Genomic DNA, 26,412 nt, shown 5'->3' with positions numbered 1-26,412 from the left:
GGCACTGACCACGTGCTGGGGCCCGAGTTGGCGAGGCTGGTAGAGTGGCTTACCAGGCAGGTGTTTGAAGCGTAAGGCGTCGCCGCCAGTCCTCCCACGCCAAGGCTTCGAAGGACATTCCTTCGTCCAACGAGCTTCTGGTGGACTGCCACCCCAAGCTCGAAGAGCGAAGGGTGGTGCGGGTAGAGGGACTCGAACCCCCACGTTTTCACGCCAGAACCTAAATCTGGTGCGTCTACCAATTCCGCCATACCCGCGTGGCCCGGCAATCCCATGTAGCCATCATTCTGTCAATGTCAGCGGCAAAATGGCGGTCGTTCGCTGCAACGCGAAGATGGTTGAAAATTAGCCGCGCCTGTGACAAAAGGCGTGTCAAATGTGACGGGACGCGACGATCCGCTTCTGCAGAATGTGATAAGAAGTAGGAAAAACAAAGACTTATTCACATTTTGGAGCGCAGTTTGGGAGAATTTGAGCCGCTTTTGCGGTCAAATCGCCAGGTTCCGTACCAAAAGCCATTCCCGGCAAGATTATACCGGCAGGCTGTAAACGGCAGGGGCCGTTTTGCAGCCTCATTGGTGAAAAAAAGGTTTTACGATGCAGGTCACCGAAACGCTCAACTCCGGTCTCAAGCGCGAGATCAAGATCACCGTGCCGGCGGGTGACATGGAAGCCAAGCTGATGGCGCGGCTGTCGGACGCCCGCAACAAGGTCCGCATCAACGGCTTCCGTCCCGGCAAGGTGCCGGTGCAGCACCTGCGCAAGGTCTATGGCAAGTCGTTCATGGCCGAAGTGGTCAACGAGATCCTCAACGATTCGACCCGTTCGATCATCACCGGGCGCGGCGAAAAGGCCGCCATGCAGCCCGAAGTGATCATGACCGAGGACGAGAAGGAAGCCGAGAAGATCCTGGCCGGCGGCGCCGACTTCGAGTTCAGCATCAATTACGAGATCATCCCGTCGATCGAGATCAAGGATTTCTCCGACATCAAGGTGACGCGTCAGGTGTTCGACGTGCCGGATACCGAGATCGACGAGCAGGTCCAGCGCGTTGCCGAATCGGCGCGCAGCTACGAACCGAAGACCGGCAAGGCCGCCGAAGGCGACCGCGTGTCGATCGACTATGTCGGCAAGATCGATGGCGAAGCCTTCTCGGGCGGCGCGGGTACGGATCAGCCGCTGGTGCTCGGCTCCAAGGAATTCATCCCCGGCTTCGAAGATCAGCTCATCGGCGCCAAGGCCGGCGACGAGAAACAGGTGACGGTCACCTTCCCGGAAAACTACCAGGCGGCGCATCTGGCCGGCAAGGAAGCCACCTTCGACGTCACCGTCAAGGAAGTGTCCAAGCCCGGCGCGCTGGAGATCAATGACGAGACGGCCAAGAATCTCGGCCTCGAGTCCCTGGAGCGCCTGCGTGAAATCGTGCGTACCCAGATCGAAAACCAGTTCGGTTCGATGACGCGCCAGAAGGTCAAGCGCCAGCTGCTCGACCAGCTCGACGCCTCCTACTCGTTCGAGGCACCGTCGAAGCTCGTCGATGCCGAGTTCAACAACATCTGGACCCAGGTCAATCGCGATCTCGAAGCTGCCGGCCGCAGCTTCGCCGACGAAGAGACGACCGAAGAAGAGGCGCGCGCCGAATATCTGCGGCTTGCTGAGCGCCGCGTGCGTCTCGGTCTGGTTCTCGCCGAAATCGGCGAGAAGGCCGGCGTCGCCGTGACGGACGAGGAATTGCAGCGCGGCCTGTTCGAGCAGGTGCGCCGCTATCCGGCCGCCCAGCAGCAGGAAGCCTTTGAGTTCTACCGTAGCAATCCGGAAGCGCTGAACACGTTGCGCGCGCCGATGTTCGAAGAGAAGGTGGTTGACCATCTGCTCGGCCAGATCTCGGTCACCGACGTCAAGGTCAGCAAGGAAGAGCTGATGGCTGACGACGACGAGGCCGAGACCGCCAAGGCAAAGCCGGCGAAGAAAGCCGCTGCAAAGAAGGCTGACGCCAAGCCGGCCGACGACGCGGAAGAGCCCAAGAAGAAGGCCGCGCCGAAGAAAAAGGCGGCCAAGGACGCCGAATAAGCGCCTGACGACAAAACAGAAAAGGCCGCCCTTGAGGCGGCCTTTTTCGTTGTGGCGGCCGGGATCAGAGCGCCTTGATGATGATGCACCCGGCTAGCAGTAGAACGACGCCGGCGAGCCGCATGCCCGATACAAGCCGCTGCGGCAGGCGGAACCAGCCGAACGTGTCGACGAAAATGCTTGCGACCTGCTGGCCGGCCACCGTGAGGCCGACGGCTGCCGCCGCCCCGATCACCGGGATGGCAGTGAACACGGTGGTGACATAGGTCGCGCCGGCAAATCCGCCGAGCCAGCCCCACCAGGGCATCGAGGAAAGGCCTGCAAGGCGAGGGCGGGGCGTCTTCGCAAGCGCAAGTGTGACCAGAAGCATAGCGGCCATGGCCAGCGTCGCCACCAGGAATGAGATGGTGCCGACGGCGAACGGCGCGCCGCCCAGGTCATGCCGCAGCAAGGCGTTGACGGCGCCTTGCACCGGCAGTACGGCGCCGGCCAGCAGCGCCAGGCCGATCCAGCCTGGCTTCGTCGGCGCCAGATTGTCAGCCGCACCCTTCTGGCCCAGAACGATGAGAGTCGCACCCGCAAGCACGATGAGCATGCCAAAGGCGGGGCCGGCTTGCAGGCCGACTTCAGGAAGTCCGAGCCAGCCAAATGCGTCGAGGGCAAACGATGCAAGCATCTGCCCGGCGATGAACAGGCCGACTGACACGACGGCGCCGAGGCGTGGGAAGAGCAGGATGGTCGAAACGACATAGAAGGCCGAGGCCGTGCCGCCGACCGCGTGCCACCATTCGGCCTTGCGAATGGCCAGCACGGCCGGCATCGTTCCTGTGACGATTGTGATCGAGAGCAGCACGATGGTGCCAACGGACAGCTGAAGCATCGTTGCGGCAAAGGGAGAGCCGACTGCCTTTGAAAGTTGCGCGTTGGCGCCGGCCTGCACGGCGAGCAGGCCACCAGCGACCACTGCCAGGGGCATGAACAGGATTTCCAAGATATCGTTCCTTGATTTTGGGTCGCGCGACTGTTGTTGCGATGACTTATATGGCCTGCGCGAATTCGCAGATCGATCTGCCGATTTGCCCACCTATTGTGCGTTTTTGCAGAGGTTTGTTCTGTGTTGGCTCGCCAACTGCCGATCGTTCGCCTACCTTGCTGCGGAAATGCACAGCTCACGCGGCCACATCGACTGGGAAGATTTGCGCATGGTGCTGGCCGTCGCCGACGGCGGTTCACTGGCGGCGGCGGCGCGGATCCTTGATGTGAACCACACCACCGTGCTGCGGCGCGTCAACGCGTTCGAGAAGCGGCTTGGCATTCGCCTCTTCGACAGGCTGCCGTCGGGCTACGCGCTCACCGCCGGCGGCGAGGAATTGCTGGGTGCGGCGCGCAAGATGGCTGAAACAGTCAATGAACTGGCGCGCAAACTGTCGGGACAGGACCTCAGGTTCGAAGGCACGTTGCGGGTTACCACCACGGACACGCTGATGGTGTCGGTGCTGCCGCCGATCCTGGCGGCGTTTCGCGATCTCCATGCAGGCATCCGGGTGGAAGTGACGACGCAGAATTCCATAGCCAATCTGACACAACGCGACGCGGACGTGGCGATCAGACCGGTATCCCAACCGCAGGAAATTCTGGTCGGCAGGCGCATTTCGGGCGTCGCCTTCGCCGCCTACGCGGCGCCGTCCTATGTCGAGACGCTGCCGCCGGAACCGGAGTTTGCTGTGTTGCGCTGGATCGCCCCCGACGACAGTCTGGCCAATACGGGCGTTGCCCGCTGGATGCGTTCGTCGCTGCCGGACGCCGACATCGTTTTCCGCGCCGATTCCCTGGTGACGATGTCGCATGCCGCGCGCGCCGGAACGGGGGTGGCCGTACTTCCCTGTTATCTCGGGGATGGTGCTGCAGGACTGGTGCGGGTCGGCGGCTTGATCGAGGAGATCGGCTCGGCCTTGTGGGTGCTCGTGCATGATGATCTGCGCCGCACGGCGCGCGTGCATGCCTTCACCAAATTTGTCTCCGACGCCTTGCAACAGCGGCGCGATCTTCTGGAAGGCAGGTTGGGGGCCGTGGCGCAAGGCTGACATCTCCTATCTGCCGGCCAGATTCTGTGGTACTAGGATGTCGCAGGGTCACAAGGGAGGAGCGGATATTCCGTTCTGTGGCCCAGTGCGCATGTCGGCGTATCAACATGCCGGCGCGCGCAGATCGTCTTGGCAATATTGGCGATCAGTGAGGAGATGCCATGCGTGCAATAGCATTCCTAGCCACCATATCCGTTGCAACCTTCATCTCGAATTCATCGCAGGCCCAGGATGCTGCGGCAGGCGAGAAGGTCTTCACCAAATGCAAGGTCTGCCACATCGCAGAAGAGGACACGAACAAGATCGGTCCGTCGTTGCACGGCGTCATCGGTCGGACAGCCGGAACGCATCCGGATTTCAAATACTCCGAGGCCATGATCGCGGCCGGCGCATCCGGGGTCAAATGGGATGAACCGACGCTGACGACCTACCTTCATGATCCCAAGGCCATGGTCAAAGGCACGAAGATGGCGTTTCCCGGCCTGAAGAAGGACGAGGACATCGCCAACGTCATCGCCTATCTGAAGCAATTCTCGAAATAGCCTGGCTCTTCGGCCGGCTCGGCTGCCGGTTTCCATTGCTGGTCGTCTCAAAATGTCGGTCAAGGAAAGCCTCAAGGATACCGACGTCCGCCTTTCGGAAGCGACGGCTGGTGATTTCTTTGCGCTGTTGAAGCCGCGGGTCATGGCGCTGGCCATCTTTACTGCTTTCGTCGGTCTGATGGTGGCGCCGGGCGGGATGAACCCGGTCATCGCCGTGATCGCCATCGGCGCCATTGCGGTTGGAGCAGGCGCGGCCGGGGCGCTCAACATGTGGTACGATGCCGATATCGACGCTCTGATGTCGCGCACCTCAAAACGGCCGATTCCGTCGGGCCGTGTCATGCCGGGCGAGGCGCTCGGCTTCGGTCTGGTGCTTTCCGCATTCTCGGTGATGACGCTCGGCCTGCTGGTGGGTTGGCTCGCTGCTTCGCTGCTGGCCTTCACCATCTTCTTCTACGTCGTCATCTATTCGATGTGGCTGAAACGCTCGACGCCGCAGAACATCGTCATCGGTGGCGCCGCGGGCGCGCTTCCTCCTGTCATCGGCTGGGCGGCGGCCACCGGCGCCGTCGGCATTGAAAGCCTCATCCTGTTTCTGATCATTTTCCTCTGGACGCCACCGCATTTCTGGGCGCTGGCGCTGTTCAAGGCCGGCGACTACGCCGCGGCCGGCATCCCGATGATGCCGAATGTGGCCGGCCAGGCTTCGACGCGAAGGCAGATCTTCGCCTATGCATTGGTACTGGCGCCGATCGGCGTGCTGCCCTGGGCGTTTGGGTTCGCCAGCGGATTCTACGGGATTGCTTCGGCTGCCTTGGGCGCGGGTTTCATCTGGCAGGCCTGGAAGGTTCTGGTCATTGCCGACCAGGACATGAAACCGGCAAAGGCGCTGTTTGCCTATTCGATTTTCTATCTGTTCGCGATCTTTGCCATCCTGCTTGCCGACACCATCGCCATGCGCGCCTTCATGCCGGTTGCAGCCGGTGCATGACCCTGCCGGCCCTTCCGACAAAAGGGCGACAAACCCCATGCAAAAGAGTATGTTGATCACGGTGCAGGTCGCGGTTTGCGTGGCCAGTCATGCAAAACGGCGGCACCGTGAAACCGCGACCTAACCGGACCTGATCTGGAGGAACGGGCATGACTAGTTTTCACGTGATAGCAGGCGCCAGCGAGACGCTGGAACACACTAAAATTCGAAAAATCGGCGTTTCCGACCTTTTTGATGCGCTCAAGCGCGGCGTCGACGATTTTATGGTCAAACCGTCTCACATCGTTTTTCTCTGCCTGATCTATCCGCTGGTCGGCGTCGTGCTGGCTGCCTGGACGTCGGGCGCCAATGCGTTGCCGTTGTTGTTTCCGCTGGTGTCCGGTTTTGCGCTGATCGGTCCGTTCGCGGCGATCGGCCTGTATGAAATCAGCCGCAGACGGGAAGCCGGGATCGACGCCTCCTGGAAGCACGCTTTCGAGATCAGGAATTCTCCGGCGCTGCCATCCATCGCGGCGGTCGGGATCATGCTGTTTGCGATCTTCATCGCCTGGCTTTTGACGGCGCAGCTGTTCTACCAGTCTCTCTTCGGCCCGGCGCCGCCGACATCGATATCCGGTTTCATCAATGAGATATTCGCCACCGGCCGGGGCTGGACGCTGATTATCCTGGGTCATGCCATCGGCTTCGTCTTCGCCGCCGTGGTGTTGTGCACCACAGTCGTCGCTTTCCCGCTGTTGCTCGACCGCGACGTGGGCGCCTATGAGGCCATCCACACCTCGGTGCGCGTGGTCCTGGCCAACCCGATTGTGATGGCTGTCTGGGGGGTGATCGTCGCCGTCTGCCTGATCATCGGCTCGATACCGGTGTTCGCGGGTCTGGCGGTGGTGTTGCCTATCCTCGGTCACGCCACCTGGCATGTCTACCGCAAGGTCGTGGAATCCCCGGCGCCGGTCAGGCCGACGAGTTGACGATATCCGGCTCGGCTGCACCGGCGAGAGTTCCGGTGCAGCCGGTTGATTTTTCAGTAGGCAGCGTGGCTGAAGCGGGCGTGACGTGCGTCCATGGTCAGGTTGCGGAAATCCTTGCCGCTGACATGCACCAGAGTCCTGTGGTCGCCGCCCTCGAAATAGATGTCGGCGGCCTCGCCGAGGCTGTCGTCGAGGATCACCGGGACATCGTAGGTCGCGCCGATCGGCGGAATGGCGCCGGTGTCGCAATCGCCGAAGAGTGAGACCACCTCGTCTTCGGAGGCGAGCCCAAGACGCCTGTCCATCACGTCCTGCAGTGTACCGAGCTCGATTCTGTGCGTGCTTGGGACCACGGCCAGCGCATAGCCGAGTTCGTGGTGAACGACCACCGATTTGGCCATCATGCTGCCGGGCACATGCGCGGCAATGGCGGACTGCCTGCTCGTCGATGTGCGATGGTGGGCGACGGTGTCGTAGGAGATTCCTCTCCCGTCAATGTAGTCCTTCAGTCTGTTTGCGATCGTCATCTTCGGCCTCCCTGCCGGAGTTCGCGGCGCATCGGAAACGAGGGCAATCATTCTCCTCCGATCGTTTCCGACAATAGCAAGATGGATCAGGCGCCCTTTGTTTCAAGGCAGCGCGGCCCGACCCCAACTGCAGGCAGCCTCGGTCGACCAAGCCCCAAATCCAGTTTGCGTATCAGGGCCCGGCGCCGAAAAACGTCACACGGGTGAGAAGCGTGTGATCCGCTTCGAACAGCATCAGTGCCACGAACACCAGCACGAAAACCGGCGGCAGGATGATCGCGTACATCAGTGCCAGCCGCTCCCAGGCCATGTGCATGAACACGGCGACGATCAGCCCGGCCTTGAGGATCATGAAGATCAGGATCAGCGACCATCTGAGATAGCCGTGCAGGCCGAAATAGTCGACCAGATAGGAGCAGGTGCTGAGGATGAACAGCCATGCCCAGACCACCATGTAGAGCTTGATCGGGTGTTCCTGGTGAACCTCTGCATGGGCGCCGCCGGTTGCTGCCGCGTCATGAGCAGGGTGAAGAGCGTGTTGCCCCAGGCCGTTTGCGGTTGCTTCAGCCATATCGTCCTCTCACCAAAGATAGAAAAATGCGAAAATGAACACCCAGACCAGGTCGACGAAGTGCCAGTAGAGCCCCATGATCTCGACATTCTCGTAGCGGCCCTTGCGGCTGGTGAAGAAGCCGGGCCGCTCGGTGTCGTAGTCTCCGCGCCAGACCTTGCGCGCCACGATGAGCAGGAAGATCACCCCGATCGTCACATGGGTGCCGTGGAAGCCGGTGATCATGAAGAAGCACGAACCGAACTGTGCGGCACCCCATGGATTGCCCCAGGGCCGCACCCCTTCGGTGATCAGCTTGGTCCATTCGAAGGCCTGCATGCCGACAAAGGTCGCGCCAAGTGCTGCGGTCAAAACCATGAGGATCGCCGTCTTGCGGCGGTCGCGGCGGTAGCCGAAATTGACCGCCATGGCCATCGTTCCGCTGCTCGAGATCAGCACGAAGGTCATGATGGCGATGAGGATCAGGGGGATTTCCTGGCCGCCGATGCGCAGCGCGAAGACCTCGCTGGGATTTGGCCACGGCACGCGGGTGGAGATACGCGCGGTCATGTAGGAGATCAGGAAGCAGCCGAAGATGAAGGTGTCGCTGAGCAGGAAGATCCACATCATGGCCTTGCCCCAGGACACGTTCTTGAACGCCCGCTGATCCGAAGACCAGTCGGCGGCAATGCCTTGCCAGCCCGCCGGCCGCGGCTCCGTCTGGCCGATATGCGTCAGTGTCGTCTCTGCCATGCTCCCAGACCTCCTAGGTCAGTAACTGTCGGCAAATGTCGATGAACGTCGCGGCCCAGCCGGCCAGAAGAACGAAGATGGCGAACCAGACGAAAAGCAGGAAATGCCAGTACATGGCGCACAGTTCGACGCTGAGACGCAGCCGTTGCGGCCGTGCCCCGTTCCAGGCACTCGCGGTTGTTCTGCTCAAGCCCACCAGTCCGCCCACGATATGCAGGCCATGCATTCCGGTGATCAGATAGAAGAAACTGTTGGCAGGATTGGAGGCCAGCCAATAGCCGTCGGCGGTCAGTTCCCGCCATGCCATAAGCTGTCCGATCAGGAAGGCGAGGGYAGTCAGCCCGGCCGTGGCGAGGCCGAGCCGGACCGTATCCAGTTGGTCCTTGCGCGCCGCGACCGAGGCGCATTGCAGCGCAATGCTGCTCAGGACCAGCACACTGGTGTTGAGCCAGAGGATGCGCGGCAATGGCATTGGCTGCCAGTCCGACAGTGCCATGCGCATGAAGTAGGCGCTGGTGAACAGCGCAAACAGGCAGCCGACGACGGCAAGGAAGACGCCGAGGCCGATCTTGGCGGTCGGCAACGCCGACCGGTCGAGGGCGATATAGTCGCCTGCCATGCCTTGCTCGAGCCATGGCTTTGCCATCAGCCGCTGGTGGGAGAGCCACCACCCGGCAATGCCGAAAATCACAGCCAGGAAGACCAGGATGACGCTCATGCCGGCTCCCTCGAGGGACCGCCCGGCATGTTCTGCGGGATGAAGTCCTCCTTGGCGCCCGGCACGCTGTAGTCATAGGCCCAGCGATAGACGATCGGCAGATCCTTGCCGAAATTGCCATGCGCCGGCGGTGTCTGCGGCGTCTGCCATTCGAGTGTGGTCGCCCGCCATGGATTGCCGCCGGCATCGCGGCCGTGGCGGATGCTCCAGATCAGGTTGAACAGGAAGACGATCTGAGCAAAGCCGACCATGAACGCCATGATGCTGATGAAGGAGTTCAGGTGATGGGCCGACTCCGTCATGATCGCCATGTCGGTCAGTTCGTTGTAGCGCCGCGGCACGCCCATCAGGCCGAGATAATGCATGGGAAAGAAGATCAGATAGGCGCCGAGGAACGTGACCCAGAAATGGAACCGGCCCAGCGTCTCGTTCAGCATCCGGCCGGTGACCTTCGGGTACCAGTGGTAGATCGCCCCGAAAATCACGGTGATCGGGGCGACGCCCATGACCATGTGGAAATGGGCGACGACGAACATCGTGTCCGACAGCGGAACGTCGACCACGACATTGCCGAGAAACAGCCCGGTCAACCCGCCATTGACGAAGGTGACGATAAAGGCCATGGCAAAAAGCATCGGAATGGTGAGATGGATGTCGCCGCGCCACAGCGTCAGCACCCAATTGTAGACCTTGATGGCGGTGGGGATGGCGATGATCAATGTCGTGGTGGCGAAGAAGAAGCCGAAATAGGGGTGCATGCCGCTGACATACATGTGGTGCGCCCAGACCACGAAACTCAGCGCGCCGATGCCGACAATGGCCCAGACCATCATCCGGTAGCCGAAAATATTCTTGCGCGCATGGGTGCTGATCAGGTCGGAGACGATGCCGAAGGCCGGCAGCGCCACGATGTAGACCTCGGGGTGGCCGAAGAACCAGAACAGATGCTGGAACAGGATCGGGCTGCCGCCATTGTGCTGCAGTTGTTCGCCCATCTCAACCACCGCCGGCATGAAGAAGGAGGTGCCGAGCACGCGGTCGAGCAGCATCATCACGCAGGCGACGAACAGCGCCGGGAAGGCGAGCAGCGCCATGACGGTGGCGGTGAAGATACCCCAGACGGTCAGCGGCAGGCGCATCAACGTCATGCCGCGCGTGCGGCCCTGCAGCACGGTCACAACATAGTTCAGGCCGCCCATGGTGAAGCCGATGATGAACAGGATCAGCGACACGAGCATCAGGATGATGCCCCACTCCTGGCCACCAGGTGTGCCGGTCATGATGGCTTGCGGCGGGTAGAGCGTCCAGCCGGCCCCCGTCGGTCCACCGGGCGCAAAGAAGCTCGACACCAGAACCAGCACGGCGAGCAGATAGATCCAGTAGCTCAGCATGTTGACATAGGGAAAGACCATGTCGCGGGCGCCGACCATCAGCGGGATCAGGTAGTTGCCGAAGCCGCCGAGGAAGAGTGCCGTGAGCAAGTAGATCACCATGATCATGCCGTGCATGGTGATGAACTGGTAGTAGGCTTCAGGGGTGATGAAGTTGAAGGTGCCGGGGAAGCCGAGTTGCAGCCGCATCAGCCAGGACAGCACCAGCGCCACCAGGCCGATGGCCGTAGCGGTTGCCGAATACTGGATGGCGATGACCTTGGCGTCCTGCGAGAAGACATACTTCGTCCACCAACTGTGCGGATGGTAGAGTTCCATTTCCGCGACTTCGGCGGGCGGTACGGCATCTGCAGGCGTGATATCGACCATAGGAGCACCTCCGTGCCCTTTTCAGCGGGACCCGACAGTTTCGAGTTTTGCCGCAACTTCTAGAGCTGACACCGTCGCGTTGCCCGGCGCCGGTTGTGTCGAGCCGGTTTGCAGGGGTGCCGACAATTGCGCGAACGTCTGCTGCTGGCCGAGCCAGGCCATATAGTCCTGCTCGGTGTCGACCATGACGACGCCATGCATCATCGGATGACCCTGCCCGCAAAGCTCGGCGCACAGGACCTGGAAGGTTCCGGTCTTGGTCGGGGTGAACCAGAAATAGGTGACCGAGCCCGGGATCATGTCCATCTTGGCGCGGAATTCCGGTACGTAGAAATCATGCAGCACATCGATCGAGCGCAGCAGCATCTTGACCGGCTTGCCGACCGGCAGATGCAGGTCGGCTGCTTCGACCACAACATCGTCCTGGCCGTTGGGATCCTTGGCGATCACGCCCAGCGGATTTTCTGCGGTGACGTCGCGCGTGTCGGATGTGCCGAGCTTGCCGTCCTTGCCAGGCAAGCGGAAACTCCACTGCCATTGCTGGCCGACGACTTCGACCATGGTTGCGTCGCTGGGAACGTTGACGAACTGGCTCCAGACGAACAGGCCGGGAACCAGCATGGCGGTGACGCCTGCTCCGGTGACGATCGTCAGCCACCATTCGAGCCGCTTGTTCTCCGGTTCGTAGGCCGCCCGGCTGCCTTCCCGATGACGGAAGCGGAACACGCAATAGGCCATGAACAGCACGACAGCGGAAAAGACGATGCCGGTGATCCAGAAGGTGATGATGATGGTGTTGTCGATGTAGTCCCAATTGGAGGCAATCGGAGTCCACCACCATGGGCTCATGAAGTGGAACAACACCGAGCCCACGACGATCAAAACGAGTACAAGCACGATGGCCATGTCCCGTCCTCCCCGGCATTCGAGGGGGCGCGAAGCCGTCCCGGCGAATGCCACGTGCATCATAGCGTGATTTGCGATCGAAATTCTAGAGCCGGCTGTGGAAGGCGCGAAAAATCGCTTTTTGTGGCTCGCCCGCACATTGGCAGAGCATGGGGGCAGGTCTCAAGCATCAAGGTTGTTAGCCGGTACCTGGCGATGCGAGAGAGTGCGTAAAAATGGCCGCTATTCGCAAAGCACACGGTTTCCTCTACTGGAGAAACGTCGGGCGCCGAGGCCGATATGCCTCAATTTTCGATATATTCGTGCTCGAATCCAGCAAACTTCGTCAGGCCCGGTTGATCGAGCACGCGAACATGGCCTTGGCGGAATTCGAGCAACTTGCGCTCGCGCAGTTCCCGCAGCATTCGATTGACATGGATCGGAGTGAGGCCGAGAGCGTCCGCGAGATCGTACTGGGTGAGAGGGCATTCATAGCTGTTACGGGTGACAGAGCCGATTCGCTCCAGACGCGCCCTCAGTTCGAGGAACAGATGCGCCGTCCGCGCCAAAGCGCTGCGTCGTCCCACATTGGTGAGATGTTGAGCGATAACCGCTCCGTGATACACGAGGGTGTCGAGAATAAGGGAGAAGAGGTGGGGCGACTTCATGGCAGCAAGGGTAAATGTCTTGGTCGAAGCCACCAGCACCAAAAGGTCGGTTTGAGCCACAAACGTTTCAAGAGCGCTGCCTGGGTATGACTGAGGCAGGACGATATCGCCTCTCAGGGCAAAATCCAGAATTTGCCGCTGCCCGCCCGCGAGCTCATGAGAAATGCAACCCCAGCCCGACTCGACAATGAATACGCGATCGCTGGCCTCGCCCTGACTGACGATGACCGTCTCCGCTGGATATCGCTTCGGCGTGAACCCCAGTGCCTTGATAAGTGCCATATCGTCGTCGTTGAGTCCGACGTACGGTGGACGATTTTCACTTCCGCGCAAAGGGGGATGTGAAGCATACGTCATTTACAACCCCGCCCCAAATTCCCTTCCCCTCCGATGGAATGTACATCAGATTTGATGCGATGAGTATACGGTCAATGGTAACTTTCGAGTGCATGGTATCGTGACCGCCACTTTTCGTTGAAGTTTACAAGTTCGGCTTGCTTGCGGAAGCCGCGATTCGAAATCGCTCCGGGCGCTGGTCAGGTTTTGTTTCTCTTGAAATTTTCCCGCATGGACTCGACTATTTCGCTGGCAACGGCACAGCTGCGGTTGTCCACTTGATCGGCGGCATTGCGTAGCGTCGTTGACGCGTCCTTGAGCAATCCTCTGATCTCTGCTGCTGACAACAGCTGGGATGCCTCGAGTTCCAGCAGCACGGATTCACTCACGTGCAGCGCAGCAAGCGCAACCGCTCTCGGCCTGGTAGCAAGCAGTTTCAGCAGATCACCGCTGGGTCTCGTACGCGATTTTTTTTTTGCCATAGTTGCGTCTCAACCGTTCGGACAAGAAGGTTCACAGGCTCAAAATTACGACGCCTCGACGAGTTGACCAGAGTTCCAGGATTGGGGGCGTTCGATGCTCTCTTTTAGGCATTTCTTATAAGCATACTATCCCGGATTGCGGTCGCGACACAGGGGCAGGGGATACCGAATTCGCCGTAGCTACTACTTCCTTACCCCCTTGGAGCTTCACCGCGGTCACAGCCAGCGCGGGGTTCCGCCGTCGAGAAAAGCAGCCCAGTTCCAGTCAGCCGTAGATCTGCTTCGGAACCGTCTCGCCCTTGTCCAAAGCAGGCAGTGGGAAAGGTTCGACCTGTCCTCCAGTCTTGTCCAGATACTGCATCAACGCCGTCACCAGGTGGTAGAAGATGCTCGCGGGGACCTCCGTCGCCAGTGACCTTCCGCGCTCGTCAATCCTGTCGACCCACAAACCAAGCGGTGCCGGATCGATATGCCATCGGAAGAGGCGGGCGACACGAGCTTCAATCTCGGGTTTCAGATCCGGTCCACCAATGCCGTCCAGGGCGACGGCCGCCTTGATGGCCTCGCATTGCGGCCAGCTGCGGGAGAGCCGGTCGAGGGGCAATCCTTGCCGCGACACGGCCGCATATGCCAGACCGGTGGCCCGGTTCAATCCGCTGGCGACCGCCGACGAATAGAGCTTCCTTGCGTAGGCCGCCAAGTCCTTCTGCCCGCTCGCCCGCGCGAAATCGACGAGGAGCGAGGCCCATTCGAAATGGTGCCCCGGTTCGGTCCACTGTCCCTTGTCCCCCGGCAACGGCAGCCAATCGACATCGAAATGTTCCCCGAGCGTCCAGCTTTCCTGGTCGAAGAAATGGCACCGGAAGAGATCGATGACGCGTGCCGCTCGACGCAGATATGCACGGTCGCCGGTGACGCCATGCCAGGCAAGGAAGGATTCCAGCATATGCATGTGCGGGTTCGAGAACCGCACCCCCTTCCAGCCCGGGGTCTCGAGGAAACCGTTCAGGCTGTCGTCTTCAAGATGGGCGTCGATGAAATGGAATGTCTCTTGTGCAAGCCGCAGGGCTTCCTGATGGCCGCATCGGTGAGCATGGGCAAGCGCCAGGAGCACGCAGGAATGGTCGTAAGCGTCCTCCGCCGGGTCGGCCACGCTGCCGTTTGCATTCAGCGTGCGCACCCATCCGCCGCGGTCGGTCCGGCCGTATTTCGCGATGAAGTCGATGCCGTGGTCGATAAGCTTGTCGGCAGGTCCCTCCCAGCCGCGTTCCTTGGCCACCGCGAAAGCGTAGATCTGGCGAGCCATCGTCCGCATGCGCTTGGGTTTGCCCAACGGCCTTGCATCGAAACCGAGAGCCTCGTGGAAGCCACCGTACACATCGTCGACACCTGCGGTGGACCACAGCGGCAGGGTCTCCTCGAAGAGCCAGTGCTCGACGCGCTTGCGCCATGACCCGCTGACAATGACCCGGTCTTCCGACGCCGTGAACTTCGTCTCGAGGCGTCCGCTCTTCTCCAACTGTTCGACGACTTTCTTCACGTTCTGGCTGTGGCTGACGGGAGCGACGAACACCGCGTCCGGTGTCGCCACCACCGCCACATCCTTCATTCCGATAACGGTCAGCAGCCTGCCCTGGCTTCTGAGGTAGGAGCTGGCGCAATCCATGGCGACGACGTCGCCCATTACGACATTGCCGTCGCGGTCCGTCGGGCTGGCTTCGAGCAGCGATTGCCACGATCCGAGGTCGTTCCAGCGGAAGGAAGCCGTAACCATCGCGATACCGCGTGCATGCTCCATGACTGCGTAGTCGATCGATGTTGAAGGGACAGCCGAGTAGAAGCCCTGGGGCAGGTAAATACCTGAGACGTCGACCCGTGCGGTCTTGTAGGCCCGTTCCGCGCTTTCCCAGATGTCCGGTCGGAGGTCGAGGAATGCTTGCCGCATCGTGTCGGCGCGAAACAGGAAGATGCCGGCATTCCAGTAGAATCGTCCGGAATACACATATTGGCCGGCTGTCTCGGCATCGGGTTTTTCGACAAAACGCGAAACGGCGGCAACTCCACCACCATTCGCCGAAACCTCGATGTAACCGTACCCGGTCTCGGGATGTGTCGGCTTGATGCCGAACACGACAATGCTTCCTGAATCGGCGGCAGGCCTGCCAGCCTCGACGGTTTCCCAGAATTGCGTTTCGGTCGATATCTCATGGTCGGAGGGGACCACCAGCACAAGCGCGTCGCCGCCATGCTCGGAGATCGTCTGCAAGGTGGCAATGGCGACCGCGGCGGCGGTATTGCGGCCGACGGGCTCGAAAATCGGTTTGCCGCCGTGCAGGCCGAGCGGACCGATGTCCGAGACAACGCGGTCGGCGTGTCGTTCGGAAGCGATCAGGTAGATCGGCGTTTCACCTTCCGGCCGCGCCTTGAGGCGTCGGACAGTCTTCGCGAGCATGGAGCCGTCGCCCGAAAGGTCATGGAACTGCTTGGGATTGTCTTCGCGCGAGAGCGGCCACAGCCGTGAGCCGACGCCCCCGCTCATGACAAAACTTACGATCCGGCCCGGCATGGTCCAGTTCCTCTCAGAATGTCTGATTGTAGACTCCGACCTCCGGATTGTGGCGCAGCACGGCATCGAGAGCCTCGAACATCTCGCGACGTCGCTCCGACGAGACAGGGCTTTCCACCACGACGACAATTTCCGGCTTGTTCGACGAGGCCCTGACCAGACCCCAGGTGCCGTCCTGGGCAACGACACGCACTCCATTCACCGTGACGAGATTGGCCAGCGGCTGGCCGGCGAATTCGATCCCATCCCCCTTCATCTTTGTGAATTCCCCGACAACTTTCGCGACCACCCCGTATTTCACCTCGTCGGGGCAGTGGGGCGACATCGTTGGGGTGCCGAAGGTCAGCGGCAGATCGCGGTAAAGGTCGGCGAGTGTCTTGCCCAGGTTACGGTCGAGCATCTCGCAGACGGCGATCGCGGTGAGGAGCCCGTCGTCGTAGCCGCGTCCGATCGGCGGGTTGAAGAAGAAATGCCCCGATTTCTCGAAACCAGCTATGGCATTGAGTTCGGCAACGCGCCTCTTGATGTAGGAGTGTCCGGTCTTCCAGTAATCCGTCCTTGCACCGTTTTGCGCGAGAACGGGATCCGTCATGAAAAGTCCCGTCGACTTGACGTCCACCACGAAGACGGATTTCGGATGCAGCCCGGAAATGTCTCGCGCCAGCATGACGCCGACCTTGTCTGCGAAAATCTCGTTACCCTCGTTGTCGACCACGCCGCAGCGGTCGCCGTCGCCGTCGAAGCCGAGCCCGACATCGGCGCCCGTCTCCAGAACCTTGTCCCGGATCGCGTGCAGCATCTTCATGTCTTCGGGATTGGGGTTGTAGTGCGGAAAGGTGTGGTCGAGTTCTACGTCCAGCGGGATCACTTCGCAGCCGATGCGTTCCAGCACCTGCGGCGCAAAAGCACCAGCGGTGCCGTTGCCGCAGGCCGCCACCACCCTCAGCTTTCGGCCGACGTTCTTTCCGGCTGTCAGGTCTTCGATGTATCTCTCGCGAAATCCGGGGACGAATTCATAGCTTCCCCCGCCGATGAGATCGAAATCGCCGTCCAGCACGAGCGCTTTCAAAGCTGTCATCTGCTCCGGGCCGAATGTCAGAGGCCTTTGCGCCCCCATCTTCACTCCGGTCCAGCCGTTCTCGTTGTGGGAGGCCGTCACCATGGCCACCGACGGAGCGTCGAGTGCGAACTGGGCGAAGTAGGCTGTGGGAGAAAGTGCCAAACCGATGTCCTTGACGCGCGCGCCGGCCGCCATCAGGCCGGAGACCAGTGCCATCTTGATGGCCATGGAATAACTACGGAAGTCGTGGCCAGTGACGATGTCCGGGCCGACGCCCATTCGGCGGATCAAGGTGCCGAGCCCCATGCCGATCGCCTGCACGCCCATCAGGTTGAGTTCGGGTTCTTTCTCCGAGCCTGGATGCCCGAACCACCAGCGCGCGTCGTATTCCCGGAAGCCAGTGGCTTTGATGAGAGCACTGGTTTCGAAGGTGAATGTGTTTGGCGTGGCTTGGCCGACTATGTTCATGGTCGCGGTTTTCCGCTCTGCAATTGAGGGGAACAGTCGTAGCACGCTGCCGGACGCGGGCCCCTTCATGAATTCGAGTAACCCCAACGCCCTGGTTCGTGCCCCCTCATCCAATAGGAGCATGCCTGCCGATGGCCGAAAGGATGTCTCGTCCAGGCATGGCGGGCTTGTATTCTGGGAGGGTGCGCGCCCTGTCGGGCGCTGGCGACAAGGGTGGGCTGCAAGATGCCGCTGACCGCATTCAGGTTCTCGTTCCGCGAGGATGTCGACGAAAGGCGGTTCGGTCGCCTGGCTCGGCTTCTCACGGTCATTCAGGTGGAAATCGAGAGGGAATCCGCGGAACTCCGTCCGTCCGTGGAAAGGATGACGGACTGCGCGGCTTTCTCCTCGGAGGCGATGGAAAATGGCGAGGGCCCCGAACGCATCTCCGCGCGGGTCGATACGCTCGCGCGGAACCTGGCGCTCAACCGGGGACGGCAGGTCTCGCTGGAACAGCAGATGTCATTTGTCGACAGGACGAGAGAAGGGCTGCTGCGCATTGTTCCTTCCCATGGGGCGTAGGGCCCATACGCCAATTGGCGGCATTTACCTTCCGCGGCGCAGGCGTAGTCTTTCGCGGCAGTCTGGGATCGCGGGGCCTCAGCTTTCAATGAAAACATCGGCCGAATGCCATGGACCGCCTGCATGGGGACAGCGTGTGCGCTGGATCTCCCCGCACGCCTGCAGGAGACGTTGAATGAACCGCATGTTCCCCAATCAATGGCCATTGACAACGGATCAGCAGGCTTCCATCGACCAGGAGTTCATCGGCCTCTCCGACATAACCGAATTTCTGCGGCGCTATCTCGGAACCATCATCGCCTGCCTTGCCGCGGCGCTCCTGGTGGCCGGCTTCTACAATTTGACCACCGACCCTACCTTCACCGCCAGCGCGCAGATCCTGATCGAGCCGAAATTGCCACAACATCTGCAGGAGGGCGGCGAAGTAAATCTGTCCTTGGATACCGCCCAAGTGGAAAGCCAGATCGCAGTGATGCAGTCGGAAAAGATCGCTGCGATGGTCCTAGACCAGCTGAAACTCGTCGACGACCCCAAATTCAACCGTCCGCAGGCTCCGATTTTGCTGGAGAGGTTCAGGAGGATAGGAGCAGTTTTGCTTGACGCTTTCGGGCTCCGGAAAAGCGCCTGGTTCACCTCGCTTTGGGAGCGTTTCGGCCTGAGCGCGCCTGAAACGCCTGCGCCGCTGACCGAGTACCAAAAGACCCGGCGCAGCATGCTGATTTTCCGCGAGGGACTCGACATCCGCAGGGTCGGCGTTTCCTACGCGATAGACATATCCTTCACCTCTTTTGATCCCGAGGGCGCAGCCACGATTGCGAACGCCACGGCCGATGCCTTTGTGCGCGAGCAGATAGAAACCAAGGCCGACGCCGCAAAGGAAGGCGGCGCGTGGCTCGAGATGCGCCTTTCGCAGCTCCGTACCCAGATGAACGAGGCCATGGCGAAAGCGCAGGAGTTCCGGTCGCGGCACGACTATAGCGTCGGCGATGAAGCCAATGGGGAAGGTGGGGCGAACTCTGTGCCGACGCTCGAAGAGCTTGAGGTGACTGCCGAAACCTACCAGAAGATGTATGAGAGCTTCCTGCAGGCCTACACCAACTCGGTAAGCCAGCAATCCTACCCGGTTGCCGACGCAAGGGTGATCACGGCTGCGACGGCGCCGCTCAATCCGAGCGCTCCAAGGCCGAAGCTGATGCTGGCCTTCGCGGCGGTTGCCGGGTTCATTCTCGGCGTCGGACTTTCGTTCGCGAGGCATACGTTCGACTGGACCATAAGGTCGCCACGACACATCCGAGATAATCTGGGTATCGAATGCGTCGGAGAACTGCCGCCCACCAGCCGAAGAAGGGAATCCGGCCACGTCGACGAAGTGGTAAGATATCCGCACTCCCGATACAGCCACAGCCTCAGGAACGCGCGAACCGAAATCAGCCTTGCGGAAACCAGCCGCCCGATCAAGCTGCTTGGGTTGACCGCTGTATCCAACGACAGCTCGAAGAGTTCCGTCGCCAGCAATCTTGCCACGCTCTACTCGATGTCCGGCCTGAAGACGCTGGTGATTGACGCCGACGTTCGGCGACCGACCATGACCACGCGGTTGCTTGGCTGGCCGGGCACCCTAAAAACCTTCCAGGATCCTGTTCGGCTCAACATCGTCCGCGCTCCGGGGCGGCCGTTCGACGTGCTTCCAAGTTCGGTCGTGGGCGCCAAGCGCCTGTTGGCACCAGGCAATATGGAGGCGTTCCTCTCGGAGCTTGCCGATTGCGACCTTGCCGCCCACGAGCTTGCCGCCTACGACATCGTCATCGTCGACCTGCCGACACTTGCCTCGGGAGCCGACGAACTGATCGTCGGATCGGTCCTGGATGGCGTCGTGATCGTTGCCGAGTGGGGCAAGACACATGTCGAAACCCTGCGAGAACTTGTCAGGACGCTGCGGGCGGGCAGGACGCCGGTACTTGGCGTCCTCCTGACCAAGGTCCGCGCGATGACCTCCAAGCACCGCAAAGCATGAAACACAGAGCGGGATACTCCTCCTTCGGAAGTCGCAAAAGCGTGTAGGGGGATCATTCCTTGGGATTAGGGGGATAGCCCCGGAGCGTCACGCTACCTCCTTTGCCATTCTTGCCGACAAGCCCCGACCTTGGAACAGTGTCGAGAACAATTCGAAACAGCAAAACAGCATTCGAAACAATGTCAACGAACGCCTTCGAGTCGCACCAGGGAACCCCGATCTGGATTCAGCCACCTCTGCCCGTGGCGGCTGAAGGCCGAACGGCAGTCCTGCACGTTGTTCCCGCGGCCGACCACAACAGTGCCGGGGCAGTGTTGACGGAGATGTCGCCTGGCATCAGGGCAGGAACGACGAACCCACCTCTGGGAGGTCTCCTGAAGCGGATCATGGATCTGGTCATAGCGTCCACGGCACTTGTCATGGCTGCGCCTGTGATGATCGTCGTTGCCCTGCTGATCAGGATGACGGCAGGAGGCCCGGCAGTGTTCTCGCACAGCCGCGTCGGATTCGGCGGAAAGCCGTTCAATTGCTACAAGTTCCGCTCGATGGTTGCCAATTCGGAAGAAGTTCTGAAAGCATATCTCGAAGCCAATCCTGATCTCAGCATGGAGTGGGAGGAGACCCACAAGATCAGGAACGACCCCCGCGTCACGCTCCTTGGGTGGATGCTCCGCAAGTCGAGCCTCGACGAACTCCCCCAGCTCTTCAACATCATCCGCGGCGACATGAGTTGCGTGGGCCCAAGGCCCATCGTGAAGGACGAACTCAACCGCTATGGCGACCACCTGGGGGAATACCTTCGGACAAGGCCGGGACTAACCGGGCTTTGGCAGGTGAGTGGAAGAAGCAGCATGGACTATGCCAGCCGCGTGGCCCTGGACAGCCAGTATGTGCGGAATTGGTCGGTCTGGCTCGACATCGTGATCTTGTTCAGGACTATCTTCGCAGTGATGCGCTTCGACAGGGCTTCCTGAAGTCCCGAAGGGCTAGAGCCTGTTCCATCCCGCTGGAATCGGGATGGGGCTCCATCTTCTTGTTCGAGCATGATCTTTTCCGAAAACCGATTCCCACTTTTCGGGATCATGCCGCTCTAGGTTTCGTCCCGCTTCCGGCGGACGGACAGGGACAGGCCGATGACGTAGGCGCAAGCCAATACGAATACCAGGATCAGCAATTTGGTGGCGGTCACATGGCCCGGCAAGCCAAGGCCATTCCAGGTAAAGCTTCCGACGAGAAGCACAGCAGTCGCCGCTATCAGGGCGGGAACCTTGAACCGCAATCCCATCAGCACGCCTGCTGCCGATACGGCAATTATGCTCATGAGCACCGACATCTCCAGTGGCGCCCGCAGGACTGATGGCTCACTGCGGCAGGAAGGTTCCGTCAGGGGTCCAAGGGGCCTAGTGTGTGTGCTCACTGATATGCGGCCTCAAAGTGCAAGGCAAGTGCTGCCAGGGGTATTGCACAGATGGTCCGCTTGGCGGCTTCCAGCAGCCGCGGTTCCAGCACCCATACCAATGGGACGCAGCGATCTGCCGCCCTTGCTGGACCATGCAAGCTTGATCAATTGGTACCCTGAACCGGAATCGTCGCCGCCTGAATGCCGCCGCTTACGGGTAGGGCAGCCAAGCCCGACTGCGGCGGCGGGATCTCGATCTTCACGGTATCTCCTGGCTCGATCGGCGTCGTTTCCTCAGCCGTGAGTTCTTCCGAGCCGCTGTCCGTCGTCCTCACGATCTTGAAGATCGGCTTGGCCCTTTGGGAGCGCTCCCTGAGGGCAAGAAGTGCAGGGGCGGTGACCTCGGTGTCGTGCAGCAACTGCACCGCAGTGTCGGCTTTGCTGGTAACCTCATTGAGCTGCAGCTGCGTCTCGCGCAAGGCCCCGGCGACTTCACTGGCCTGGTTGTTGCCGAGGTTGAGGATCTCGATGTCGGTCCTGCTAATCTCCTGCCTGACTCGCAAAAGCGAGGTCTCGGCAGCCAGCCTGTCGCTCTGCATCTGTGCCACCGTCCCCTCCAAAGCGAGTTCCCGTGGCGCAACAGCCAGACCTTTCTGGACAAGGGTCGATACACCCGCGAGTTCCTTCTGGATGAGTTCGATTTGCTTGTCGTGGAAGGTCAGCTGCTCCTCGAGCGAAGCTAGTTCCTTTTCCAGGAAATCCCTGAGTTCGTGGAGAGCACGGAGTTGCGTCGTCATCGCGTCCTTTCGGACGGCGAAGATCTTACGCTCCTGCTCCATCGCCTGCGCGACCGTTTCGTTGGAGGCCCTGTCTTTCAGGTCCGCAGGGAACGCGATGTCGTCGCTGCCAGCCAGTTCGGATTCCAACCGCGCTTTGCGCGCGAGCAGACCGACGTTGCTCAGCGCCAACAAGCCCACGTCGCCCTGGCCCGAGATGACTTCACGCTCAAGCCTCGACATGTCTTCCTCGTGTGTCCGCAGGCCGCCGGCGATGCCCAACGCCTGCAGCACCGTCAGGCCGGGCCTGTAGGGAAACTCGCCGGGCTGCGTAACGTAGCCGACTATGTAGAACGGCCTGTACTGGACGACCTCGACGGCGACATCCGGCTGGCGGCCGAGGCCCATGTGCTGCATCAGGCGGTCGCCGATCGCGCGAGCGAGGTCGCCGGGGGCGGTGCCCTGCGCACGTATCTGGCCGACAAATGGAAGAAAGAGCGTGCCGTCGGCGCCGACAACGAAACTGTCGTTGAGCGCCGTCCATTCGAAGATCACATCGCGTGACGCGCGCCATTCGTAAACCTTGAGCCTGACCTTGTCCTGAGGTCCGAGGAGATACTCGGCAGCCACCGTCGGCAAGGAGCACATAGTCGCCGCCGCCAATGAAGCCGCCACCGTCACAAACCATTTCCGCATTGTCTTCACCGCGTCAGATTTTCAGGATGTATTCGGGTTCGATCCGCCCTTTGGCGACATGCAGGATCGCAAGCATGTTGCCCCTGAGCCTGCCTCTTCGGTCGACATACGGCTCCGACCACAGGCTCTTCGCGAGGTTGGCCGCTATATTCCTGAACATCAGGGGCAGCGCGAAAGAGGCCGGAACGGAGCCCTTCCTGATCAGGTAGATCGGGTTGGCAACCTGGGAGTAACCGAGCCGCGTTCCGCTGGTGCGCGCCGACTTGATGCCGAGATGGACGCCCGTGATCGAGGTCACGCAGACCACGCGGCCTCTGGACCTCAGTTGGCTGGTAAAGTCGATGTCTTCCTGCCAGCCGTAGAGGACGAGGCGCTCGTCGAAACGCAAATCGCCCACAAGCGAGGAACGGACGGACATGTTGCAACCGTAAGCTCCGACATGATCGACCACCGACGGTCCAGAATGCGTTTTGTCGTTGGCCTCCCGCAGGGCGGCTTCGGCATCTTGCCAGGTGAGGCCTGCATTCGTTGCCCCGTCCCTGACGACCCTGCCCATCACCACAGCCCATCCGTCATTCCCCACGAAAGCCTGCTCGACCTGCTCCAGGTATTCGGAGGACGGAACGAAATCGTCGTCGAAGAATGTAATGATGTCGAAGCGCCCCAGGGAAGGGACCAGGGCCTTGTTGCGTTGGGCAGCCAGTCCTTTCGGTCCGAAAACGAGTGACACGGGAAAAGGACTGCGTTCCGGCAGTTCGACATGTGTGGCGTCGGGGGCCGACAAAATGACCTCGTCGGGAAGTCTCGTCTGGCCGCCCAAATGCCGGAGCAAGCGCGCGACTTGTCCGCTGCGGCCAAGGGTCGGAATGATCACTGCAAGTCTCATGCTCGATCCAGCTTTGGTTTCCGCCGAAACTAGACCGACCAGGGGGCCGAAACAGCCTGCATAAAAGGAGACGGAATGAGCTTGCCTACCTCCTGGCACCGGCTTTTGGAGTATTCCCATCGCACGATACACAGCCGGAAGTACTAGGCCGGCGCGTGTGCGGAGCAGCCTGTAGCCGATCGGACAACTTGCCGGGACCATGACGTGGAATGGAGACTGCCGGGTCTGCTGGTGCGAGGGGACCCATGCTCCACGAACGTTCTTCCGATCTGACGGTCGCGGCCAAGGTCGATGTGCCCATCGAGGAGTTGCCGGCCGTGCCGGAGCTTCGCGTCGACCGATACGCGAAGATAGCGGTCGTTCACGACTGGTGCCCGAATTTCCGGGGCGGTGAACGGGTTCTGGCGCAAATCTGCAAGCAGTTCCCCAATGCCGAAGTCTTCACGCTTTTCGATTTCCTCCCGGCAGAGGTGAAGGAGCAATATTTCCGCGACGTGGAATTCCATACCTCCGCTGCCAACCGGATTCCGATGGTGCAGAAATTCTATCGGTCCCTCTTCTTCTTCTGCCCTTTCCTGATCGAGCAGTTCGACGTGACAGGCTACGATGCGGTGATCTCGTCTTCGGCCGCATTTTCGCGTGGCGTGATCACCAGGCCGGACCAACCGCATCTTTGCTACGTGCATAGCCCGGTCCGCTACGCCTGGGACGAGCAGTTTTCCTATCTGCAGCAGGGTCACCTTGGCTTTGGCCCCAAGGGAATGCTCTACCGGTATATGCTCCATCGTCTGAGGACGTGGGACACGCGAACCGCGCACGGTCCGGACATGATGCTGGCGAACTCGAATTATGTCCGCTCCCGTATCCAGCACATTTACGGGCGCGAGGCGCGCGTCGTTTTCCCGCCGGTTGCGCTTGCAGAACTGCCCTGTGTCGAGGACAAGCATGACTACTATGTCTCGGCATCTTTCCTTGCGCCCTACAAGCGCACCGACCTCGTCATCCGGGCCTTCAACGAGATGCCGTCGCGGCGGCTGGTCATCGTTGGCGAAGGGCAGCAATCAGCCGCCCTGCGGGCGCTTGCCGGCCCGAATGTCACCTTCTCGGGCTATCTGCCCCGGCAAGACTATGTGAACACCCTGGCACGCGCAAAGGCGATGGTCTTTGCGGGCTGTGAGGATTTTGGTATAGCGCTGGCCGAGGCGCAGGCTTGCGGAACACCACTGATCGCCTTCGGCCGTGGCGGGGCGGTCGACATTGTGCGGCGCCTTGGGTCATCGCCCGAGCCGACAGGGGTGTTGTTCAAGGCTCAAACCGTCGATCACCTCAAGGAGGCAGTCGAGCGGTTCGAAGAGAACAGCCATGTCATCGCGCCCCGCTCCTGCGCCAGGAATGCAGAACGTTTTTCCGAAGACAACTTCGACCGCGCCATCCTGGAATCGCTCGGGGCGGTCCAGGCACTGCACGAGATCACGTGAACTCGCGAGCCCTGACGACCTTCGTTTCCATGTCGACGCCGTCTGCGGCCGCCATCGCCTTGAGATAGCGCAAGGCCGTCGCTCTCCAGCTGTATGCCGAGGCTCTCGCCCGTCCCTTGCCTATCATCTGCAGCCGCAGGGTCTCAGAATTGCGCAACTGCATGAAACGGTCGAACCATGCCTCCGGGTCGTCCGGAGGAGCAAACAGCGCTGCGTTCCCGCAGACTTCAGGCAGGCTGGCCCGGTCGGAAACCACCACCGGGCAGCCGACCGCCATTGCCTCGAGGGCGGGGAGGCCGAAACCCTCCGTGAGCGAGGGGAAAGCCAGGCATAGTGAGTCCCCGAGGAGAGCAGCCAACTCGCCATCGGAAATGCGGCCGAGCCACTGGATGTTTTGGGCTTTTGTGCTGGTTGGTCCTGACTTGAAAACGCGCGAATCCGACATGCCGACAATGGCGATCCTAAGCCCGGCTTCGGCAAGGCGGTCAGCCATGTCCAGGACAAGCCCCACATTCTTGTGGGGTGCGGCACTGCCGATCATGACGATGGTTTCCCGCGAGGCCGCCATTCGTGTCCTGACCGAGTGTTCGGGCGTCCATCGCGTGGCGTGCTCATGGCCGTTCGGGGCTACGAAAGCCCGTTGCGCGGGGATGACGCCGCGGTGGACCAGTTCGCCAAGCGAGTAATCCGAAACCGTCGAAACACGCCACGCCGTCTTGCCGAGACATGGCAGCAACGCTCTGTAGAAGCTCCTGAAGGCACGCGAATAGCTTTGCGGCGCATTCCAGACGTTTGCATCATGGATGCAGACGATATGCTTTCGGGAAAGCAGCGGTCCCGTGTTGCAGAGGCTGAGCAGTCCGCCTCCGTCGAGCGACAACGGGAGTTGCGTCTGCTCCCAGATATGGCCGCTCGTGCGGCCGATCTCGCGGCGCTCGATGATGGCCAGAGGGATCTTATCGGAGCCGGGGGGACAATGCAGTCCGACTTCCAGGCCACGGGCGAGGGGGGCCTGTTCCGCTATCAAGGCGTCGAGCGCGCGGACGACCTCGCGCGCATAGCGCTGGACGCCTGTTGTCGGCTGGGAAAGAAAACGCCCATTGATTGTCCAGCGCCGTGCCATGGCGGCCCCCCTTTGTGGCCGTCAGTGTGGGGCTGCGAAGACGCCTGGTCA

General features: G+C 61.0%; 24 protein-coding genes and 1 tRNA gene. 9 read left to right on the top strand and 16 right to left on the bottom strand.

Annotated features, from left to right (window positions below):
* Positions 1-174: 174 nt before the first annotated feature.
* Positions 175-257, bottom strand: a tRNA-Leu gene (locus AC1DVW_RS17180).
* Between the two features lie 340 nt (positions 258-597).
* Between AC1DVW_RS17180 and tig the strand changes: the two genes are divergently transcribed.
* Positions 598-2,070 carry a trigger factor gene (gene tig / locus AC1DVW_RS17175; RefSeq protein WP_477324551.1) on the top strand — a complete coding sequence of 491 codons (1,473 nt, stop codon included), beginning with the start codon at positions 598-600 and terminating at the stop codon, positions 2,068-2,070.
* Between the two features lie 64 nt (positions 2,071-2,134).
* Here tig and AC1DVW_RS17170 read toward each other — a convergent pair whose 3' ends face one another.
* On the bottom strand, positions 2,135-3,046 hold the full coding sequence (locus AC1DVW_RS17170; protein WP_477324549.1) for a DMT family transporter: 912 nt from the start codon (positions 3,044-3,046) through the stop codon (positions 2,135-2,137).
* A 184-nt stretch (positions 3,047-3,230) separates the two neighbouring features.
* Here AC1DVW_RS17170 and AC1DVW_RS17165 point away from each other — a divergent pair, with 184 nt between their 5' ends.
* From AC1DVW_RS17165 to AC1DVW_RS17150, 4 genes are all read left to right on the top strand, one after another.
* Positions 3,231-4,154 (top strand): LysR family transcriptional regulator, encoded by a 924-nt coding sequence (locus AC1DVW_RS17165; protein WP_477324547.1) that lies wholly within the window; start codon positions 3,231-3,233, stop codon positions 4,152-4,154.
* 161 nt (positions 4,155-4,315) lie between these two features.
* On the top strand, positions 4,316-4,696 hold the full coding sequence (locus tag AC1DVW_RS17160) for a c-type cytochrome (RefSeq protein ID WP_477324545.1): 381 nt from the start codon (positions 4,316-4,318) through the stop codon (positions 4,694-4,696).
* A 52-nt stretch (positions 4,697-4,748) separates the two neighbouring features.
* Positions 4,749-5,687, top strand: a complete 939-nt coding sequence (locus tag AC1DVW_RS17155) for a heme o synthase (protein WP_477324543.1) — start codon at positions 4,749-4,751, stop codon at positions 5,685-5,687.
* A gap of 149 nt (positions 5,688-5,836) precedes the next feature.
* Positions 5,837-6,655, top strand: coding sequence for a DUF2189 domain-containing protein (locus tag AC1DVW_RS17150; RefSeq protein WP_477247531.1), 819 nt, complete (start codon positions 5,837-5,839; stop codon positions 6,653-6,655).
* 53 nt (positions 6,656-6,708) lie between these two features.
* On the opposite strand, the gene AC1DVW_RS17145 is transcribed toward AC1DVW_RS17150, so the two are convergent.
* From AC1DVW_RS17145 to AC1DVW_RS17100, 10 genes are all read right to left on the bottom strand, one after another.
* Positions 6,709-7,182: an aminoacyl-tRNA deacylase gene (locus AC1DVW_RS17145; RefSeq protein WP_477324541.1), complete on the bottom strand. Its 474-nt coding sequence runs from the start codon at positions 7,180-7,182 to the stop codon at positions 6,709-6,711.
* 172 nt (positions 7,183-7,354) lie between these two features.
* Positions 7,355-7,753, bottom strand: coding sequence for a cytochrome C oxidase subunit IV family protein (locus AC1DVW_RS17140; protein ID WP_477269924.1), 399 nt, complete (start codon positions 7,751-7,753; stop codon positions 7,355-7,357).
* Between the two features lie 9 nt (positions 7,754-7,762).
* Complete coding sequence (locus tag AC1DVW_RS17135; protein ID WP_477247526.1) at positions 7,763-8,485, bottom strand: heme-copper oxidase subunit III family protein; 723 nt, start codon at positions 8,483-8,485, stop codon at positions 7,763-7,765.
* Between the two features lie 13 nt (positions 8,486-8,498).
* Complete coding sequence (locus AC1DVW_RS17130) at positions 8,499-9,203, bottom strand: cytochrome c oxidase subunit 3 (protein ID WP_477324539.1); 705 nt, start codon at positions 9,201-9,203, stop codon at positions 8,499-8,501.
* The gene (locus tag AC1DVW_RS17125) at positions 9,200-10,963 is read right to left on the bottom strand and encodes a cytochrome c oxidase subunit I (protein ID WP_477269920.1); all 1,764 of its coding nucleotides are present in this window, start codon (positions 10,961-10,963) and stop codon (positions 9,200-9,202) included. The genes AC1DVW_RS17130 and AC1DVW_RS17125 overlap by 4 nt, the downstream gene beginning before the upstream one ends.
* Positions 10,964-10,984: 21 nt before the next feature.
* Entirely contained in the window at positions 10,985-11,869 is an 885-nt protein-coding gene (locus tag AC1DVW_RS17120; protein ID WP_477247520.1) for a cytochrome c oxidase subunit II, read from the bottom strand.
* 284 nt (positions 11,870-12,153) lie between these two features.
* Positions 12,154-12,798, bottom strand: a complete 645-nt coding sequence (locus tag AC1DVW_RS17115) for a Crp/Fnr family transcriptional regulator (RefSeq protein ID WP_477247518.1) — start codon at positions 12,796-12,798, stop codon at positions 12,154-12,156.
* A 254-nt stretch (positions 12,799-13,052) separates the two neighbouring features.
* Entirely contained in the window at positions 13,053-13,334 is a 282-nt protein-coding gene (locus AC1DVW_RS17110; RefSeq protein ID WP_477324537.1) for a hypothetical protein, read from the bottom strand.
* Between the two features lie 265 nt (positions 13,335-13,599).
* On the bottom strand, positions 13,600-15,900 hold the full coding sequence (locus tag AC1DVW_RS17105; protein WP_477324535.1) for an AGE family epimerase/isomerase: 2,301 nt from the start codon (positions 15,898-15,900) through the stop codon (positions 13,600-13,602).
* 13 nt (positions 15,901-15,913) lie between these two features.
* Positions 15,914-17,428, bottom strand: a complete 1,515-nt coding sequence (locus AC1DVW_RS17100) for a phosphomannomutase/phosphoglucomutase (RefSeq protein ID WP_477324969.1) — start codon at positions 17,426-17,428, stop codon at positions 15,914-15,916.
* 225 nt (positions 17,429-17,653) lie between these two features.
* Here AC1DVW_RS17100 and AC1DVW_RS17095 point away from each other — a divergent pair, with 225 nt between their 5' ends.
* From AC1DVW_RS17095 to AC1DVW_RS17085, 3 genes are all read left to right on the top strand, one after another.
* Entirely contained in the window at positions 17,654-17,989 is a 336-nt protein-coding gene (locus AC1DVW_RS17095; protein WP_477324533.1) for a hypothetical protein, read from the top strand.
* A 175-nt stretch (positions 17,990-18,164) separates the two neighbouring features.
* Complete coding sequence (locus tag AC1DVW_RS17090) at positions 18,165-20,003, top strand: GumC family protein (protein WP_477324531.1); 1,839 nt, start codon at positions 18,165-18,167, stop codon at positions 20,001-20,003.
* 386 nt (positions 20,004-20,389) lie between these two features.
* Positions 20,390-20,977: a sugar transferase gene (locus AC1DVW_RS17085; protein ID WP_477247509.1), complete on the top strand. Its 588-nt coding sequence runs from the start codon at positions 20,390-20,392 to the stop codon at positions 20,975-20,977.
* A gap of 116 nt (positions 20,978-21,093) precedes the next feature.
* Here AC1DVW_RS17085 and AC1DVW_RS17080 read toward each other — a convergent pair whose 3' ends face one another.
* From AC1DVW_RS17080 to AC1DVW_RS17070, 3 genes are all read right to left on the bottom strand, one after another.
* Positions 21,094-21,324 (bottom strand): hypothetical protein, encoded by a 231-nt coding sequence (locus AC1DVW_RS17080; RefSeq protein WP_477324529.1) that lies wholly within the window; start codon positions 21,322-21,324, stop codon positions 21,094-21,096.
* A 242-nt stretch (positions 21,325-21,566) separates the two neighbouring features.
* Complete coding sequence (locus AC1DVW_RS17075; protein ID WP_477247505.1) at positions 21,567-22,859, bottom strand: polysaccharide biosynthesis/export family protein; 1,293 nt, start codon at positions 22,857-22,859, stop codon at positions 21,567-21,569.
* A 28-nt stretch (positions 22,860-22,887) separates the two neighbouring features.
* Positions 22,888-23,760, bottom strand: coding sequence for a glycosyltransferase family 2 protein (locus AC1DVW_RS17070; RefSeq protein ID WP_477324967.1), 873 nt, complete (start codon positions 23,758-23,760; stop codon positions 22,888-22,890).
* Between the two features lie 245 nt (positions 23,761-24,005).
* Between AC1DVW_RS17070 and AC1DVW_RS17065 the strand changes: the two genes are divergently transcribed.
* Complete coding sequence (locus tag AC1DVW_RS17065; RefSeq protein ID WP_477324527.1) at positions 24,006-25,238, top strand: glycosyltransferase; 1,233 nt, start codon at positions 24,006-24,008, stop codon at positions 25,236-25,238.
* Here AC1DVW_RS17065 and AC1DVW_RS17060 read toward each other — a convergent pair.
* A complete protein-coding gene (locus AC1DVW_RS17060; protein ID WP_477324525.1) occupies positions 25,231-26,361 on the bottom strand; it encodes a glycosyltransferase family 4 protein in 1,131 nt (376 codons plus the stop codon). The genes AC1DVW_RS17065 and AC1DVW_RS17060 overlap by 8 nt on opposite strands.
* Positions 26,362-26,412 lie beyond the last annotated feature (51 nt).

The sequence above is a fragment of the Mesorhizobium sp. P3_B5 genome (genome assembly GCF_056402815.1).
This window is presented reverse-complemented; position numbering and strand designations above follow the sequence as displayed.